Annotated in this window: 13 protein-coding genes and 1 pseudogene; 9 read left to right on the forward strand and 5 right to left on the reverse strand. The window is 62.7% G+C overall.

The genetic code is table 11. The features are described 5' to 3' along the window. Nucleotides 1-303: 303 nt before the first annotated feature. Nucleotides 304-2847, forward strand: coding sequence for a methyl-accepting chemotaxis protein (locus ASE60_RS06080; RefSeq protein ID WP_057248851.1), 2544 nt, complete (start codon nt 304-306; stop codon nt 2845-2847). Nucleotides 2848-3131: 284 nt separating this feature from the next. On the opposite strand, the gene moaA is transcribed toward ASE60_RS06080, so the two are convergent. After that, on the reverse strand, nt 3132-4181 hold the full coding sequence (gene moaA, locus ASE60_RS06085) for a GTP 3',8-cyclase MoaA (protein WP_082615752.1): 1050 nt from the start codon (nt 4179-4181) through the stop codon (nt 3132-3134). A gap of 253 nt (nt 4182-4434) precedes the next feature. Here moaA and ASE60_RS06090 point away from each other — a divergent pair, with 253 nt between their 5' ends. Further along, nucleotides 4435-4809, forward strand: coding sequence for a DUF971 domain-containing protein (locus ASE60_RS06090; protein ID WP_057248853.1), 375 nt, complete (start codon nt 4435-4437; stop codon nt 4807-4809). Nucleotides 4810-4827: 18 nt separating this feature from the next. On the opposite strand, the gene ASE60_RS06095 is transcribed toward ASE60_RS06090, so the two are convergent. Next, entirely contained in the window at nt 4828-5340 is a 513-nt protein-coding gene (locus ASE60_RS06095) for a MarR family transcriptional regulator (RefSeq protein ID WP_093232993.1), read from the reverse strand. Between the two features lie 17 nt (nt 5341-5357). Here ASE60_RS06095 and ASE60_RS06100 point away from each other — a divergent pair, with 17 nt between their 5' ends. The 3 genes from ASE60_RS06100 to ASE60_RS06110 all read left to right on the forward strand — a co-directional run bounded on the left by ASE60_RS06100 (nt 5358) and on the right by ASE60_RS06110 (nt 7856). After that, nucleotides 5358-6266, forward strand: coding sequence for an alpha/beta fold hydrolase (locus ASE60_RS06100; protein WP_057248855.1), 909 nt, complete (start codon nt 5358-5360; stop codon nt 6264-6266). A 127-nt stretch (nt 6267-6393) separates the two neighbouring features. Next, nucleotides 6394-7002 (forward strand): pyridoxamine 5'-phosphate oxidase family protein, encoded by a 609-nt coding sequence (locus tag ASE60_RS06105; protein ID WP_057248856.1) that lies wholly within the window; start codon nt 6394-6396, stop codon nt 7000-7002. Between the two features lie 62 nt (nt 7003-7064). Beyond that, nucleotides 7065-7856, forward strand: a complete 792-nt coding sequence (locus ASE60_RS06110) for a M15 family metallopeptidase (RefSeq protein ID WP_244495559.1) — start codon at nt 7065-7067, stop codon at nt 7854-7856. A 116-nt stretch (nt 7857-7972) separates the two neighbouring features. Here the strand turns inward: ASE60_RS06110 and ASE60_RS06115 are convergent, their stop codons facing one another. Next, nucleotides 7973-9043: a GGDEF domain-containing protein gene (locus tag ASE60_RS06115; RefSeq protein WP_057248857.1), complete on the reverse strand. Its 1071-nt coding sequence runs from the start codon at nt 9041-9043 to the stop codon at nt 7973-7975. Nucleotides 9044-9234: 191 nt separating this feature from the next. Beyond that, nucleotides 9235-10687: pseudogene (gene fumC / locus ASE60_RS06120) on the reverse strand (class II fumarate hydratase). Nucleotides 10688-11137: 450 nt separating this feature from the next. Here fumC and ASE60_RS06125 point away from each other — a divergent pair. Beyond that, nucleotides 11138-13027, forward strand: a complete 1890-nt coding sequence (locus ASE60_RS06125) for a murein L,D-transpeptidase (protein WP_057248859.1) — start codon at nt 11138-11140, stop codon at nt 13025-13027. Nucleotides 13028-13076: 49 nt separating this feature from the next. Here ASE60_RS06125 and ASE60_RS06130 read toward each other — a convergent pair whose 3' ends face one another. Continuing rightward, nucleotides 13077-13754: an HAD family hydrolase gene (locus ASE60_RS06130; RefSeq protein WP_057248860.1), complete on the reverse strand. Its 678-nt coding sequence runs from the start codon at nt 13752-13754 to the stop codon at nt 13077-13079. A 224-nt stretch (nt 13755-13978) separates the two neighbouring features. On the opposite strand from ASE60_RS06130, the gene rpiA reads away from it, so the two are divergent. The 3 genes from rpiA (at nt 13979) to gor (ending at nt 16919) form a co-directional block, all read left to right on the forward strand. Next, the gene (rpiA, locus tag ASE60_RS06135; RefSeq protein ID WP_057248861.1) at nt 13979-14674 is read left to right on the forward strand and encodes a ribose-5-phosphate isomerase RpiA; all 696 of its coding nucleotides are present in this window, start codon (nt 13979-13981) and stop codon (nt 14672-14674) included. Between the two features lie 121 nt (nt 14675-14795). After that, on the forward strand, nt 14796-15341 hold the full coding sequence (locus ASE60_RS06140; RefSeq protein ID WP_057248862.1) for a DUF2059 domain-containing protein: 546 nt from the start codon (nt 14796-14798) through the stop codon (nt 15339-15341). A gap of 189 nt (nt 15342-15530) precedes the next feature. Continuing rightward, nucleotides 15531-16919, forward strand: coding sequence for a glutathione-disulfide reductase (gor, locus tag ASE60_RS06145; RefSeq protein ID WP_057248863.1), 1389 nt, complete (start codon nt 15531-15533; stop codon nt 16917-16919). The last annotated feature ends 81 nt before the right edge of the window (nt 16920-17000 follow it).

A 17000-nucleotide genomic window follows, 5' to 3' on the forward strand; every position in this document is an offset into this window, starting at 1 on the left:
TAGAACGGTCCGCGCCGGCTGAGTTCAATTGCCCGGAAGACTGTGGCAGGCCGCTAAAACTCCGCCGGCGAACATGAGCTTATTCGCGGAATCTTAAGTTTCGCTGCCTATCGTCGCTGCAATTCCGCATCCATTCGCATGACGCGATCGGCGGGGTGGCGCCGCAGTAACCTTGCAGGGTGGCCATTCCAGGGACGTCTGCCCAGGCTTAGGAGAGCCTTCGGCACTCGTCCCATCGGTGTTTCCACCAAGAAAAGCCGCCGCGCGGGCCTGCTTCCCATAAGAATAATTCAGGGGTGCGCAATGTCTTTCATCGATCGCCTGCTGCAGCGTTTGCGGATCGTCACCAAGGTTCTGCTTTTCGTGGTTCCGCTTGTGGCGCTGATTGCCGGTATTGGTCTCATTGGCTTCTTTACCGCCCGCACGCTCAACGGCCATATGACCGTGACGCGGGAAACCATCAACAATCTCTCGGATTTCCAGGCGCTGCGCAGCGCGCTGCAGGCTTTTGCCGATGCGCCGAGCGAGGCAACGCGGGCTGCTTTGGCGAGCCAGATCGACGAGCAGGAAAGCGGCGTGAAGACGCTGGACAGCCTGCTGACGCGCGGTGAGGACAAGGCAGAGATAGCCTCGGTGCTGACGCTGGGTGAGGCGATGCGCAGTCAGACGGACAAGCTCTGGGTGACCAAGCTCGAGCGGGACCAGGTGACGGCATCGCTGGAAACGGCGCTCGCCGACATGACCGAGCAGGGCAACAGTGCCTACAAGCAGATCGACATCATCCGCAAGGAATCCGGCGAGAAGGAAGCCTTCGCCAAGGCGCTGCTCTTCGATGCCGCCGCCTATCAGGGCCTTGCCGAGCGCATCAAGAAATTCCGACTGCCGGTCACGATGGCCGTCAATCCGGATGCCAAGATCGATCAGGCGGGCAAGCTGCTGCCGCATCTCGTGAAGCAGATCGATGAGGCCGAAAAGATTGCCTCGGAAAAGGTGCAAGCGCCGATTGCCGACGTGAAGGAACAGGCGCTCAAGGTTCAGGCGATCCTTGCCGGTGCCGAAGACAGCGAGGCGAAGAAAAACGCGCTGGTGCCGATCCTCAGCAAGTTCTCCAAATATGAAGCGGACTTCGCCAAGGAGGCAGCCAAGAACTCGGATACGGCGGCCAAGCGCTTCGTCGGCATGGATGCCGAGATTTCACAACTGAAGACCCTCATCGCGCTGATGGGCGATACCTTCAAGGGGCTCGACAGCACGCGGCTGCATATCAGCGAGTTGCACCGCAAGCTCGATGCCGCGGGCCGCGAGCCGGTCATGGCTGACATCCAGACGGTTCGCGAAACGGCGGGCAAGCTCGGCGAACTCGGCGGCAAGAACGCGGCGCTTCGCGATCTTCCGGCGAAGCTTGGGCCCTCGCTCGGCAACATCGACAAGGACACCGCGGCACTGATCGACGTCGGCGGCCGCTGGCAGGCGGCCAAGGCGGAAGCTTCGGCACTCGTGGCCACTGCCAGCACCACGCTTGAGAGTTTCGTCAGCAGCGCGCAGGAAGCCGGCAAGGTCGACAGCCAGCGCTCGGCCAATGTCTCGATCGTCGCCATGATTGCCGGCACGCTGCTCGCCATCATCGGTGGCCTGATGCTGGTCGAAACGCTGCGTGGCCCGCTGAAGCGCGTGACCGAAACGATGACGCGGCTTGCCGGCGGCGATCTCGACGTTGCCATCGAGGGTCGCAACCGCGGCGACGAGATCGGCGACATGGTGCGCTCCGTTGCCGTGTTCCGCGACAATGCCCTCGAGAACGTGCGGCTGGGGCGCGAGGCGGAGGCGGCGCGTGCGCTTTCGGCAGAAGAAGAAGCGCGCCGCGCCGCGGAGCGTGCCCGTGTCGAGGCCGAGCAGATGCAGGCGCTGAATGCGCTTTCGGATGTTCTCGCAGCTCTCGCCGACGGCAATCTCGAGGAAGGCATGGCGGAGGACCTGCCGGCCGACTACGTCATCATGGCGCGCACCTACAACAATGCGGTCGAGGCACTGCGGGCGACGCTGGCCGACGTGCGTGTCGTTACAGGCGAGATCACCGGCGGCACCGGCAATCTCGCGTCGTCGGCTGACGACCTGGCACGCCGCACCGAGCAGCAGGCGGCCGCACTCGAGGAAAGCTCGCGTGCCCTTCGGCAATTGACGGAGATCGTCCGCACGACGGCCGAAAGTGCGCGCAAGACGACGGTGTCGGTGGGCGAAACCAATTCTTATGCCAAGCATTCCGGCCAGGTGGTCGCCAAGGCGATCGACGCCATGGCGGAGATCAATCGCTCGTCGGAGAAGATCAGCACGATCATCGGCGTCATCGACGAGATCGCTTTCCAGACCAACCTCCTGGCGCTGAATGCCGGCGTCGAGGCGGCGCGGGCAGGCGAGGCCGGACGTGGCTTTGCCGTGGTGGCGCAGGAGGTGCGCGAGCTTGCCCAGCGTTGCGCAGGAGCGGCCCGCGAGATCAAGGGGCTGATTTCGGAAAGCTCGGCACAGGTGCGGAGCGGCGTGGCTCTCGTGCAGGAGACAGGCGATGCGCTCACCGTCATCAACAGTCACATCACCACGATCCACGACCTCGTCAGCAATATCGAGGCCTCGGCGGCTGACCAATATACCGGCCTCAACGAGGTCAATTCCGCCGTGCACGAGGTCGAACTGATCACCCAGCAGAACGCCGCGATGGTCGAGGAGAACACCGCCGAGATCCACGGGCTGCGCCGGCAGGTGGAAGCGCTTAACGAGAAGATCGAGCGCTTCCGCACCGGTACGGAGGGAATGGGTGCGCAGGCGCAGGGGCGCGGGAGCTACGCGGCCTGATCTGTTCCTCCGACGGCGGCTTTCAAGGCTTGCCGCCCGGCTTGTCAGCCCCTCACCCTAACCCTCTCCCCGCAAGCGGGGCGAGGGGACGTGCACTGCGGCAAGACATCCCAATGTAGGTCGCCGGAAAGCGCAAGCCGTCGACGCATCTGTGCGGAGTACGTGGGGACACGAGCGTGTGCCCCACATTCCCTTCTCCCCGCTTGGCGAGGGAGAAGGTGCCGGCAGGCGGTTGAGGGGCCGCCTGCCGGTTGTTCATCCAAAGTTGGTATCGTGCGGGACGGTCAGCCGCCGGTGACGCTCATGTGGCGGGCGACGGCGGGACGGTTGTGCTCCCGGTCGATGATGAAGTCGTGGCCTTTCGGCTTGCGGCCGATCGCCTCGTCTATCACCTGGCTCAAATAGGCATCGTCTTCGGAGGCCCGGAGCGCAGTGCGCAGGTCGGCCGCGTCGTTCTGGCCGAGGCACATGTAGAGCGTGCCGGTGCAGGTGAGGCGGACGCGGTTGCAGCTTTCGCAGAAGTTATGCGTCATCGGCGTGATAAGGCCGAGCCGTCCGCCGGTTTCCGCAACCTCGAGATAACGGGCAGGGCCGCCGGTGCGATAGGGAATGTCCGAGAACGTGAAGCTCTGTTCCAATTGCCGGCGCATTTCGGAGAGCGGCATGTAGTGGTCGGTGCGGTCTTCTTCGATCTCGCCCATCGGCATGGTTTCGATCAGCGTCAGGTCCATGCCGCGGCCATGGGCCCAGCGCATGAGATCGGGGATCTCCGCGTCGTTGAAACCTTTCAGCGCCACGGCGTTGATCTTGATCTTGAGGCCGGCAGCCTGGGCCGCGTCGATGCCTTCCATGACCTTGGAGAGGTCGCCCCAGCGGGTGATCTGGTGGAACTTCGCCGCGTCGAGCGTGTCGAGCGAGACGTTGATGCGCTTGACGCCGCACTCGACAAGCTCGGAGGCATATTTCGCGAGCTGCGAGCCATTGGTCGTCAGCGTCAACTCGTCGAGCCGGCCGGCCTCGATCTCCTTGCCGAGTTCACGCACCAGGAACATGATGTTCTTGCGCACCAGCGGCTCGCCGCCGGTGAGCCGCAGCTTGCGCACGCCCTTGGCGATGAAGGCGGAACAGAGCCGGTGCAATTCTTCGAGCGTCAGCAGATCCTTCTTCGGCAGGAAGGTCATGTGTTCCGCCATGCAATAGGTGCAGCGGAAATCGCAGCGATCGGTGACCGACACGCGCAGATAGGTAATCGCCCGACCGAAGGGGTCGATCATTGGAACGGTCTTCTGCTCTAGCGGCCTGGCGCCGAACCTGTCTATCGTGGCTGTGTTCAAAACGTCTTTCTCCCAGCCCTTTCAATGTCGTTGTCGAACCTGCTCGCGTCAAGGCGCATACTGTCGCAAAGTGTTGATCGGAAGAGCAGGGTAATTCTCGCCAGCCGATTTCTGCGCTAGTGCATACTCATCCCTAAGTCAAAGCCGCATCAGGGATAGGAGGTTTCAGCAAGCAAGGTGCGATGGAGCTTTCAGGCGGATCACGGCGAATGGACGGCATCGCGTTTGCCGTTCGCGAACAGGAGCAGGCAATATGAGTGAAATCTGGCCGACGGAACTGCGTGTCTCCAAGGATCGCCACCGGCTCGTCGTCGCCTTCAACGATGGCGCATCCTTCGATCTCTCGGCGGAGATGCTGCGGGTACTATCGCCGTCTGCCGAAGTGCAGGGCCATGGGCCGGGCCAACGGGTGACGGTGCCCGGCAAGCGCAACGTGCAGATCATTTCAGTGCAGCCAACCGGCAACTACGCGGTGCGCATCGGTTTCGACGATTTTCACGATACCGGCATCTTCACCTGGAGCTATCTGCGCGAACTCGGCGAGAAGGGTGGAGAGCTCTTCGGTGCTTATGAACAGGAACTCGCTGAGAAGGGCATGTCGCGCGACAAGACGGAAAAGCCGCGCTGATCTCGACTGTGCCTGTCGTCAGGCCAGTTCGTCCTCTTCTTTCAGCAGTATCCCGATCAGCCGCTCCATGGATCGGGTGACCACCATGCAGTCCTCCAACGGCTCGTCGTCCAGCAATTTCTCGATCAGCGCCGTGTGGATCTCCATGGCTGCCTCCGTAAGGTTGCGGCCCTCCTGTGTCAGCGACAACCGCAGTACCCGTTTGTCCTTCTCGTCACCGCGGCGCAGGATCAGGCCGCGCTTTTCCAGCTGCGGCAACAGCATGCTCATGTTGGAGCGGCCCACCAGCAGTTTGCGTGCCAGTTCCTGCTGCGAAATGCCGTCGAAGCGGTAGAGGTTGATCAGGATATCGAGGTGTGGCGGCTTGATGTCGAGATGGGCGATCTCGCGCGTCACCGTCTGCTGCATGAGCTGGCAGGCGCGCGCAACCGCGATCCAGCTGCGGAAACGGGGGTGATCCCAAGGGAAATGGTGTTCTGTCGTCACTTGATTTTTGTTCAACGTTGTACAATTATGTTCAGCATTGAACATAACAAGAGATTCCCACTATGGCACCCTTTGCGATCAAGGTCATCCGCCACACGCTGAAAGGCGTGGCAGCGTTCTCGCCCGAGGCCGCCGGCAGGCTTGCCTTCAAGCTTTTCAGCGTGACGCCCGGCCGGAAGCCTAAGAACGCCAAGGAGAGGGCGGCGCTCGCGGCCGCGGCGCCCGTGATCGCCACGGGGCAGCCGGTGACGCTTTCCTATGCCGGCGGCTGGGTGCTGGCACGCCAGTTCGCCGCTCCGCGCAATGCCGCCAACGCCAAGCGCATCCTGCTCGTGCATGGCTGGGGATCGCGCAGCGACTACTTGGCTGCGATGATCGATGGCCTGGTCAAAGGCGGCGCTGAAGTGGTGACGCTCGACTGGCCGGGGCATGGCGGTTCGCCGGGACGCACACTCACGATGCCTGCAGCGGTCAGGGCGATCGACGCCGCCTGGCGGCATTTCGGCAATTTCGATGTCTGCGTCGGTCATTCCTTTGGCGGGGGAAGCCTTGCTTGTGCGGCGGGCGGCATCGTCTGCGACGTGCGCAGCCATGTGGCGAAGAAGCTGGTGCTGATCGGCGCGCCGAGCGAGATGACTTGGCTTTTCAAAGGTTTCGGCAAAATTCTTCGCCTGGCGCCGAAGACGCAGGCGGCCTTCGAAGATGTTGTCGAGCGTCTCGCCGGCAGACGCCTCGAGGATTTCGACGCCGCGCGGATCATCGGCGTCCTCGCCGTGCCGACGCTGGTCATCCATGCGGAGGACGACAAGGAGGTCGCGGCCGATCATGCCCGCCGCTATGCAGCCGCTGGGCCGAACGTGGAGATGTTTTGGGCAAACGGCTTCGGCCATCGCCGCATCGTCTCGGCCGCACCCGTGATCGCGCGGATCAATGCCTTCATACACGCGGAAGATCAAAAAGCCGCCGCCTGACTATTTTTCGTTGCTGCCGTCATCAGACTGTCATGCTATCGGTCAAAGGGTCGCTTTAGCCTCCGGAATCGCTTCGCAATCCGCGCCCTGCCATCGATCCGGAGATCTTTCGGTATTGGAGGACGGCATGTCGGTCATCACCTCGGTCGAGGAACTCAACGCGCTCTATGGCGGTGTCAGCGAAGCATCGGTGGCCAAGGTCACCAAAACGCTGACGGCGGAGTATCGGCTGATGATCGAGGCTTCGCCCTTCTGCGCGCTCGCAACCGTCGGGCCGGAGGGGCTCGATTGTTCGCCGCGCGGTGACGACGATTGCGTCGTTCGGATCGCCGACGACAAGACGGTGCTGCTTCCCGACTGGCGCGGCAACAACCGGGTCGATTCGCTCGCCAATATCGTGCGTGACCCGCGCGTGGCGCTGATGTTCCTGATCCCCGGCTCGAACACGACGATGCGCATCAACGGCACAGCCGTCCTCAGTATCGATCCGGAGCTTACCGATAGCTTCGAGGTCGACGGCAAGCACCCGCGCAGCGTGATTGTCGTGACCATCGGTGAAGTCTATTTTCAGTGCGCCCGTGCGGTGATGCGCGCGCAGCTTTGGAACCCGGAACGCTTCCTCGATCCGGCATCGCTGCCGACGCCCGGCACGTTGCTGAAGGCTGCCAAGACGGATTTCGACCGCGAAACCTATGACCGCGAATGGCCGGAGCGCGCAGCCAAGACCATGTGGTAGGCTGCTGCGGGGGCCGACCGGTACGGTCGCCATCTCAGCGAAGCGCGCGGGTGGAGGCGAGGGTGCGGCGGCAGGCTCTGACAGGTGCATCAGCACTCCTTTTCGCTCTCTTGGCCGGCAAGGCGACAGCCGGCGAGCCCAGTCTATCCGAGAAGCTCAGCCTGCTGGCTACGGCCTACCCCGATGCCATCGAGCGGATCGACGGCAATGTCCTGGTTCTGCGGGATGGTGGGGTGCCGCTCTCCATCGACGACGGCAAGAAGAAGAGCCATGCCGAGAAACTGGCCGCGGCGGATATCGAGGACAGCCTGTCACAGATCTATCCGCTGGGCGCGTGTGCGAAAGCGCCGGCCGTCGATTTCGATCCGGGTCGCATCCGCAGCGATGCACTGTTGAAGCGGCTCTATGGCAGCAGTGCTACGGCTGTCAGGCGGGATCTCGTCACTGTGGACTGGTTCGGCGAGCGGCTGCAGGTGACGCGGAAGCACGGAACGGCCGCGGCGCTGAAGGCGATCGCCGCTGATCTTTCGCGACATGCCGAACTCAAACGCTATCTCAGCCCAAGCGCCGGCACCTTCAACTGGCGGCCGATTGCCGGTGCTGCCACGCTGTCGGTCCATAGCTTCGGCGCGGCGATCGATCTCAATACGGGCTTTGCGGATTACTGGCGCTGGTCCGGGAAGGGGGTGCACGGCTATCGCAACCGCTATCCGCTGGATATCGTCGAGATTTTCGAGAAGCACGGCTTCATCTGGGGTGGCCGCTGGTACCACTTCGATACGATGCATTTCGAGTACCGGCCGGAGCTGATCGCGATCGCGCGGGCGGCGGGCGCGGATGCCTGCGGCCACTAGTCGGCTGCCTCGCAGCGTTCAGAGCGGGCGGTGCCTTCACGCATGCCCGAGCACCGGCAAACAAAAAGCGCCCATGAAGAGCGCCGATTGTCAGTTCGATCGCAGAGCGCCGTAGGTCAGCGTCGATAGATCAGCCAGTTGCGGCCGGATTCCTTGCGCATGCCGTCTTCAAAGAGAACGGTCTTGTTGCGCCCGCCATTCTTGGCCGAATAGAGCGCGATATCCGCCTTGTTGTAGAGATCGACAGGGTCTTCTGCTGCGGTCGCCATGCAGACGCCAACGGAAAGCGTGATCGGGCCGTAGTTGACACCGGTCTTCGAATTGCGGAAGGGCGTTGCCGCAAGAACCGTGCGGATGCGATCGGCGATCTGCAGGCATTCTTCCTGGGTGCTGTCGCCAAGGATAATGGCAAATTCCTCGCCGCCGGTGCGGGCAACGAACGCCTCACGGCGCAGGTTGGCGCGAAGGACGCCGCCGACGGTCGCGAGGATCTTGTCGCCGACCGGATGGCCGAACGTGTCGTTGACCTTCTTGAAATGGTCGATGTCGGCAACGAGCAGGCCGGTGTAATTTCTCAGGTGCTCATTGTTGTAGACGGCCGCCAGATTGTCGTCAAAGGCGCGCCGGTTGGCGAGACGCGTGAGCGAATCCGTGTTGGCGATGCGCTTGTACTCGTCGAGTTCCTGCCGGATGACCTCCATTTCGAAGGACTTTTGCACAACGGTCTCGACGCGCTCCTTGCCCTGGCTCATCGTCTCGGCCGTCGCCTCGGTCAGGATGCCGATCGCGTGGCGCAGGATATCCGCGCTCGATGCACTCTTGCTGACGATGTTGACATAGGCCTCATCGAGAACCTTGTTGTAGTTCTCAAGCGCGTATTGCTCGTCGCGCAACAGGGTAACGAGCTCGGCAAGCTTGGCTGCAAGGGTGGTGTGGGCGCGCTCGATGCCGTTCGAGCGGTGGATGTGGCTGAAGTACTGCGCGCCGATCGCATCCAGCTCTTCCTGGGTCGCGCGGCTACCGAGCGCCGCGAGTTCTTTCGACAGCTGCGGGTTGGAGCCGAGATAGGCTTCGTAATAGAGTTCGTAGTTGCGGGGGATAGGCGCGACACCCATCATGCGCATGGCATGGGTCACTTGCGCTGCGATATCGGGCGTCTGTGCTTTGCCCGAATTTGCCGTTTGCATGTGCAAACCCCCTAATAGTATTCACTGCTTACGGGTTATGATTTTTAGGGGCAAATGATTTGCGAAGTCTTAATATTTGCCGCCGCGGTGCACCGCAGTTCGATCGACTGCGGCCATTCCCGCCGATCTATCCTAGCGTTTGCGACTTGAACCCACGGCGCCGTTGAGGCGCCGTGGTGTGTCAAAATGGATCAGGCCGGGCCGATCATCGTTTCGGGGCGCACGATCGCGTCGAACTCTTCGTTCGTCACGTAGCCGCCGCCGACGGCTTCTTCGCGCAGCGTCGTGCCGTTCTTGTGGGCGGTCTTGGCGATCTTGGCAGCGTTGTCGTAGCCGATCTTCGGGGCGAGGGCGGTGACCAGCATCAGTGAGCGGTCGAGTGCCGCCTTGATGTTGTCTTCGCGTGCCTCGATGCCGACGACGCAGTTGTCGGTGAAGGACACGGCCGCATCGGAAAGCAGCTGCACCGACTGCAGGAAGTTGTAGGCCATCAGCGGGTTGAAGACGTTGAGCTCGAAGTGGCCCTGGCTGCCGGCGAAGGTGAGGGCGGCGTGGTTGCCGAAGACCTGGACGCAGACCTGGGTCAGCGCTTCGCACTGGGTCGGGTTGACCTTGCCGGGCATGATCGACGAGCCAGGCTCGTTTTCAGGCAGCGACAGTTCGCCGAGACCGGAGCGCGGGCCGGAGCCGAGGAAGCGGATGTCGTTGGCGATCTTGAAGAGGGCTGCAGCCGTCGCGTTGATCGCGCCATGGCTGAAGACCATGGAATCATGGGCGGCGAGCGCCTCGAACTTGTTCGGCGCCGAGGTGAAGGCAATGCCGGTGATCTTGGCGATCTCGTCGGCAACCTTTTCAGCAAATCCGACCGGCGCATTGAGGCCGGTACCGACGGCCGTGCCGCCCTGGGCGAGTTCGCAAAGGCCGGGAAGCGTCATCTCGATGCGCTTGATCGAGGAAGCGACCTGCGCGGCATAGCCGGAGAATTCCTGGCCAAGCGTCAGCGGGGTTGCATCCTGGGTGTGGGTGCGGCCGATCTTGATGATGTGATCGAATGCCTTGACCTTGGCTTCCAGCGCCTTGTGCAGGTGCTTCAATGCCGGCAGCAGGTCATGGATCACCCGTTCCGCGCAGGCGATGTGCATCGCCGTCGGATAGGTGTCGTTCGACGACTGGCTCATGTTGACGTGATCGTTCGGATGCACCGGCTTCTTCGAGCCCATGACGCCGCCGAGCAGTTCGATGGCGCGGTTCGAAATCACCTCGTTGGCATTCATGTTCGACTGGGTGCCCGAACCGGTCTGCCAGACGACGAGCGGGAAATGGTCGTTGAGCTTGCCGTCGATCACTTCCTGCGATGCCTTGACGATGGCATCGGCTACGGTGGAATCCAGACGGCCGAGCGCCTGGTTGGTGCGGGCGGCTGCCTGCTTGACGATGCCGAGCGCCCGGACGATCGAGGCCGGCTGCTTTTCCCAACCGATCTTGAAATTGCCGAGCGAGCGCTGGGCCTGGGCGCCCCAATAGCGGTCGCTTGCCACTTCGATGGGGCCGAACGTGTCTGTTTCCGTGCGCGTCGATGTCATCGTGATACCTGCCTTGGATCATGCGGTTCATGAAGCCTGGGCGAGGGGCCGGGTGGCGCATCTCCCCAGGGTGCCGGGCCTCTCTCTGCCCCGCCTGCCGGAGCTTGTAAAGGGGCGTGGCTCGGCTTGCCATGCTACAATCGTTTGAAACGTTGACGTGCAACAAGGCCGGCCCGGAACGATGGTGATTCGGTCGCTTGCGGGCCGCGGGCGCCGTTGTGATGTTTCGGTCACAGGCGCGGCGTTCTTTTTAGCCGCCGATCGGCGGCTGCAACCGGCCCATGACCTCCCGCTGAAATAAAATCCATATGGATCAAATTTTTATCCCCCTTCGAACGTTATGGAAGCGAGGCGTTTGCAGGGACGAGGAAGGAGATTCAAGGTCGATGTTCGCGGGCGCGTTTCCTTTTCATTCACCATCCTTTTCTATAACTTTCAGTGCACGAGGGCGTGGCGAGAATCTGGCTTCAGTCGAATTCGGCGACAACGCGATACGGGGACGTAGTTTCATATGAGAGTAATTAAGACGGCAGCGGTCGTGGCGCTCATGAGCGGCTGTGCGATCGCGACCATGGATGTGCGGCCGGCTTCGGCCTTCACATTTGGCGATTTCATCCGGGCGGGCCGGAAGAAGACCGAGGCTCAGCAGGTTCAGCCGAACCAGCCGCTGCCGGGCATGGGCACGATGGTCGACCCGCAGCAGGCGGCCAAGCCGCTGCCGAAGGTCACGGGCCCCAAATATTACACCTACAAGGCGGAGCCGCTGCGTCGCATCTCAACCGACAAGTTGCTCGACCCGGTCGTTACCGGCTCCGTGCGCAACGATGCGCTGCCGCCGATGCTGCGCACGCCGCTTGCCGACGCGCGGCAGTTCCTGCCGGATATCAACGTTCGCGCGTCCGGCGACGTCGCCAAGGCGGTCGAAGCCCATTACGGCGCCCGCATGGATTACATCTGGATCGGCGCCGAAGGCGTGAACGCCAAGGCAAAGGCGGCGGTCGCCGTTCTCGCCGATGCAGCCAAGGTCGGCCTCGACCCGCAGGATTATGCGGTCACCGTGCCGGCTGATACGTTCGACCGCGGCGACATGATCGCGCGCGAAAAGGAACTGCTGCAGTTCGAAATCGCGCTGTCGGCGGCAACGCTCACCTATGCGCAGGACACGGTGCGCGGCCGCATCGATCCGAACAAGATCTCCGGCTACCACGACTTCAAGCGCAAGACGGTCGAACTCGCTCCGCTTCTCGACAAGCTGTCTGCGAGCAACGACGTCGCCACGCTTCTCAACGACCAGAACCCGAAGAGCGCGCAATTCGCGGCACTCTCCGTCGAACTGGAGAAGCTGAGGGCGGAAACAGGCGCCGAGCAGCGCGTCGAGATCGCGCCCGGCACGCTGCTTAAGCCGGGCCAGAGCAATCCCGAGCTCGCCAACATCATTGCCGGTATTCGCCTCAAGGGCTCGGAAGCGCTGAAGACCGAACATGCGGCGGTTCTTGCCGCTTACCAGGGAGCGCCGGAATACACGCCGGAACTGGTAACCGTGGTCGAGGCCTTCCAGAAGGAACACGGGCTGAAGGCTGATGGGGTCGTCGGCCAGGCGTCGGTGCGCATCCTGACGGGTGGCGACAGCGTGGCGAACAAGATCAACAAGCTCGAGATCGCCATGGAGCAGGCGCGCTGGCTGCCGGATGGCCTCGGCGGCCGCTACGTCTTCATCAACCAGCCGGCCTTCACCGCAACCTATACCGACCAGGGCGCCGAGCAGTTCTCGATGCGCGTGGTCGTCGGCTCGAAAACGAACCAGACCTATTTCTTCCAGGACGAGATCCAGACCGTCGAGGTCAATCCGTACTGGGGCGTGCCGCAGTCGATCATCGTCAACGAGATGCTGCCGAAGCTCCGCAGCGACCCGAACTATCTCGATCGCATGGGCTACCAGGTCGAGGTCGGCGGCCGGCCGGTTCCGTCGGCGTCGGTCAACTGGAACGGCTCGACCGCTTCGGTCGCGGTACGCCAGCCGCCGAGCAGCGACAATGCGCTCGGCGAGCTGAAAATCCTGTTCCCCAACGCGCATGCGATCTACATGCACGACACCCCGTCGAAGAGCTTCTTCAAGCGCGACAACCGGGCACTCAGCCACGGTTGCGTGCGGCTTGCCGATCCGCGCCTGATGGCGGCGGCCGTGCTCGGCACGAGCGTCGAGGACGTCGGCAAGGAGATTGCCGGCGGCGGCAACAAGGCACTGCAGGTTCCGGTGAAGGTGCCGGTTTATGTCGCCTACTTCACGGCCTGGCCGAACAAGGATGGTGTCGTCGAGTATTTCGACGACGTCTATGAGCGCGACATGTACATGAACCGCGCCTTTGACGCGACGCGCGGCGCCCGCAGGGCCGAAGGATAAGACACAAGAATAAGAAAAGGCCGCTTCGAGCGGCCTTTTTTCTGTTCGATCATCGGGTCTCGAGCAGCGCCGAGACCAGTTCCGGTGTCAGTTCGTCGAAGTGGCTGATGATTTTCGTCGGCTCGAGGCTTTCGACGGGGACGTCCGAGTAGCCGAAAGGAACCGCAATCGACGGCACTGCTGCATTGCGGGCGACGAGGAAGTCGTTGAGGCTGTCGCCGACCATCACCGAGCGTTCCGCCGAGCCGCCGGCATTGGTGACGGTCCTCAGGAGGTGCTCGGCATTCGGCTTGCGCACTTCGAAAGTGTCGCCACCCGAAATCGCGGCGAAGCGTTCGATCAGCCCCAGGCGTTCGAGCAGGCGCGTTGCCAGCTTTTCCGGCTTGTTGGTGCAGACCGCCAGCTTGAAGCCGGCGCCAGAGAGCCGGTCGAGCGCGTCGACGAGGCCCGGATAGGGCAGCGAATCGCCGGGCATCGAGCCGTGGTAGAAATCGACGAACTCCTTGAGCTGCCATTCCAGGACGTCTTCAGCGAGCGGCTTTTGCCGGAGCGCGAAGGTGCGCTCGATCATGGCGCGTGCGCCGTGCCCGACAAGATGGGTGAGATCCGCATAGCCGACCGGTGCGATGCCGGCCTGGGTCACCGCATGGTTGAGGCTCGCGACCAGGTCCGGCGCGGTATCGACAAGCGTTCCATCGAGATCGAAGACGACTATGGGAGATGACACCGAAAAACCTCATGGCACCGGAAACGTTGCCGTTCGGGTAGGCGAAGTGACAGCAGAATGCAATGGGGAGTACATGTCCCAAGTCCTGCGGAATCCTTGGCGGCAATTTCATTTTGACTTTTGTTTGCGTCGCCGGGCGTGTAAGTGTCTCAGCGGAAAACGGGCCGGCCGTTCGCTGCTTGCAGCAAAGCCGTCCGTCGGAATTACAAGGGAGCGACTGGCGCATGGACGCCCGCGAAATGAAAATCAAAGCCGCGGCTGCGGCTCTGGAATATGTCGAAGACGGCATGCGCCTCGGCATCGGTACGGGCTCCACGGCTGAGGAATTTGTCCGGCTGCTGGCCGAGAAGGTCGCCTCGGGCTTCCGTATCGAAGGGGTTCCCACTTCGGAGCGCACGGCGCGGCTCTGCCTCGAACTCGGTGTGCCGTTGAAGTCGCTCGATGAGCTGCCGGAACTGGACCTGACGATTGACGGCGCCGACGAGGTCGATGGCCGGCTGCGGCTGATCAAGGGCGGCGGCGGCGCATTGCTGCGCGAAAAGATCGTCGCGAGCACGTCGAAGCGAATGATCGTGATCGCCGACGAATCGAAGGTGGTCGAGGTCCTCGGTGCCTTCAAGCTGCCGATCGAGGTCAATCCCTTCGGTCAGGTGGCAACGCGGATCGCGATCGAGAAAGTCGCTTCGCGGCTCGGCCTTTCCGGCGAAATCGCCGTGCGTCAATCGCACGACGGCGCCTTCAAGACCGACGGCGGACACCTCATTCTCGATGCATCTTTTGGCCGTATTCCTGATGCAGATGCGCTCGCGGGAGAGCTGAATGCCATTCCCGGCGTCGTCGAGCACGGGCTTTTCATCGACATCGCGTCGCTGGCAATCATTGCAGGGCCGGAGCAGGCACGCATTCTGACTGCGTCCTGAGCTGGCTCCCGACAGCCCGCAATGGGCTGGGAGCGGTAAAGACAACAGGTTTCCACACATGCGGGCCTGGCGGCGGAAACCGCCCGGGCAGCATGCGACAAACACAGGAGCAAGGGTAAAAATGAACAAACTCGCAGGTCTTGTCCGCACATTCGCTGCCACCGCGGTTCTGCTTTCCGCATCGATTCCGGCGGTGCAGGCCCAGGACGTCTCCGAAGAGCAGATCAAGGCGGCGCGCGCGACGATCGCAGCGCTTGGCGTGACCAACAGCTTCGACAACATTCTGCCGAACCTTGCCGAGCGGCTGAAGAACACGCTGATCCAGTCATCGCCGAACCATCAGGAACTGATCACGGCAACCGTCGACGAGAAGGCACTTAGCCTTGCCGCGCGCCGTGCCGATCTCGAGAACGAAGCGGCGACGATCTACGCCAAGACCTTCTCGCTCGAAGAGCTGAACGCGATCACCGAATTTTACGGCTCGTCCGCCGGCAAGAAGCTCCTGGATAACGGCCCGATCGCTTCGCGCGAACTGCTGAAGGCCGCCGACATCTGGGCCGCAGGCGTTTCCCGCGATCTGACCCAGGAAGCCACCAAGTCGCTCGACGAAAAGGTTGGCAGCACGCAGCCGGCTGCCGAGGGCGCCGTCCAGGCGCCGGCGCAATAACCGTCGCCGGCCACGGTTCATCACGTTTCGAGGAGCCCGGAGAGATCCGGGCTTTTCTTTTGGCCGGAGGCACCACTATATGTGCCTGCGGTGCGGCCTTCGGCCGGCCGCACCGGCTGCCGGACGCGAGATCGTTCGGCGCGCTTTCCATTTCGCCATTTCGGCCCGCTTGCTTTCAGGAGACTGCCCATGCCCGCTTTCGACTATGACCTTTTCGTGATCGGTGGCGGATCCGGCGGCGTCAGGAGCGGACGCCTGGCGGCGAGCCTCGGCAAGAAGGTGGCGATTGCGGAGGAGTTTCGCTACGGCGGCACCTGCGTCATCCGCGGCTGCGTGCCGAAGAAGCTCTATGTCTACGCGTCGCAGTTTTCCGAACATTTCGAAGACGCAGCCGGTTTCGGCTGGTCGGTCGGCGAAAGCCGGTTCGACTGGAAGAAACTGGTCGCCGCCAAGGAGCAGGAAATTACCCGGCTCGAAGGGCTCTACCAGAAGGGTCTGAACAATGCCGGCGCCGAGATCCTGCATACGCGCGCCGAGCTCGTCGGCCCGAACACGGTTCGCCTGCTCGACAGCGGCAAAACGGTGACGGCCGAGCGGATCGTGATCGCCGTCGGCGGTCATCCGACGCCGCATGACGCGCTGCCGGGACACGAGCACTGCATTTCCTCGAACGAGGCTTTCGATCTCGAGGAGCTGCCGAAGTCGATCCTGATTGCCGGCGGCGGCTACATCGCCGTCGAATTCGCCAACATCTTCCACGGCCTCGGCGTCGAGACGACGCTGATCTATCGCGGCAAGGAAATTCTGTCGCGTTTCGACCAAGACCTGCGCCGCGGGCTGCATGTGGCCATGGAAGAGAAGGGCATCCGTATCCTCTGCGAGGACCTTATCCAGTCGGTCGCCCTCGATGATGCTGGAAAGCGTGTCGCGCGCACGATGAAGCACGGCGACATCGCCGTCGATCAGGTGATGCTGGCGCTTGGCCGCGTGCCGAACACCACGGGCCTCGGCCTCGAAGCGGCTGGCGTCAAGACCGATGAGCGCGGCGCCATCATCGTCGATGCGTTCTCGCGCACCAGTGCGCCTGGCATCTATGCGCTTGGCGATGTCACCGACCGCGTGCAACTGACGCCGGTCGCGATCCACGAGGCCATGTGCTTCATCGAGACCGAGTACAAGAACAATCCGGTGTCGCCGGATCACGACCTGATCGCCACCGCCGTCTTCTCGCAGCCGGAGATCGGCACCGTCGGTCTGACGGAAGAAGAGGCGGCGCGCCGCTTCGACGAGCTGGATGTTTATCGCGCCGAATTCCGGCCGATGAAGGCGACGCTTTCGGGCCGCAAGGAAAAGATGATCATGAAGCTGATCGTCAACGCTGCCGACCGCAAGGTGCTCGGTGCCCACATCCTCGGCCATGATGCGGGCGAAATGGCCCAGCTGCTCGGCATCTCGCTGAAGGCCGGCTGCACCAAGGACGATTTCGACCGGACGATGGCGGTGCACCCGACGGCGGCGGAAGAACTGGTGACGATGTATTCGCCGTCCTACCGCATCCGCAAGGGCGAGCGGGTCTGAGGCCCCGGCAGCCGGCGCCTTGCTTTGCAGGCGCCGGAGCCGATGAATTCTGGTAGAATGTCTTTCCAAGCCTTCGCTTAA

The sequence above is a fragment of the Ensifer sp. Root278 genome (genome assembly GCF_001429285.1).
Taxonomy (GTDB): Bacteria; Pseudomonadota; Alphaproteobacteria; order Rhizobiales; family Rhizobiaceae; genus Ensifer.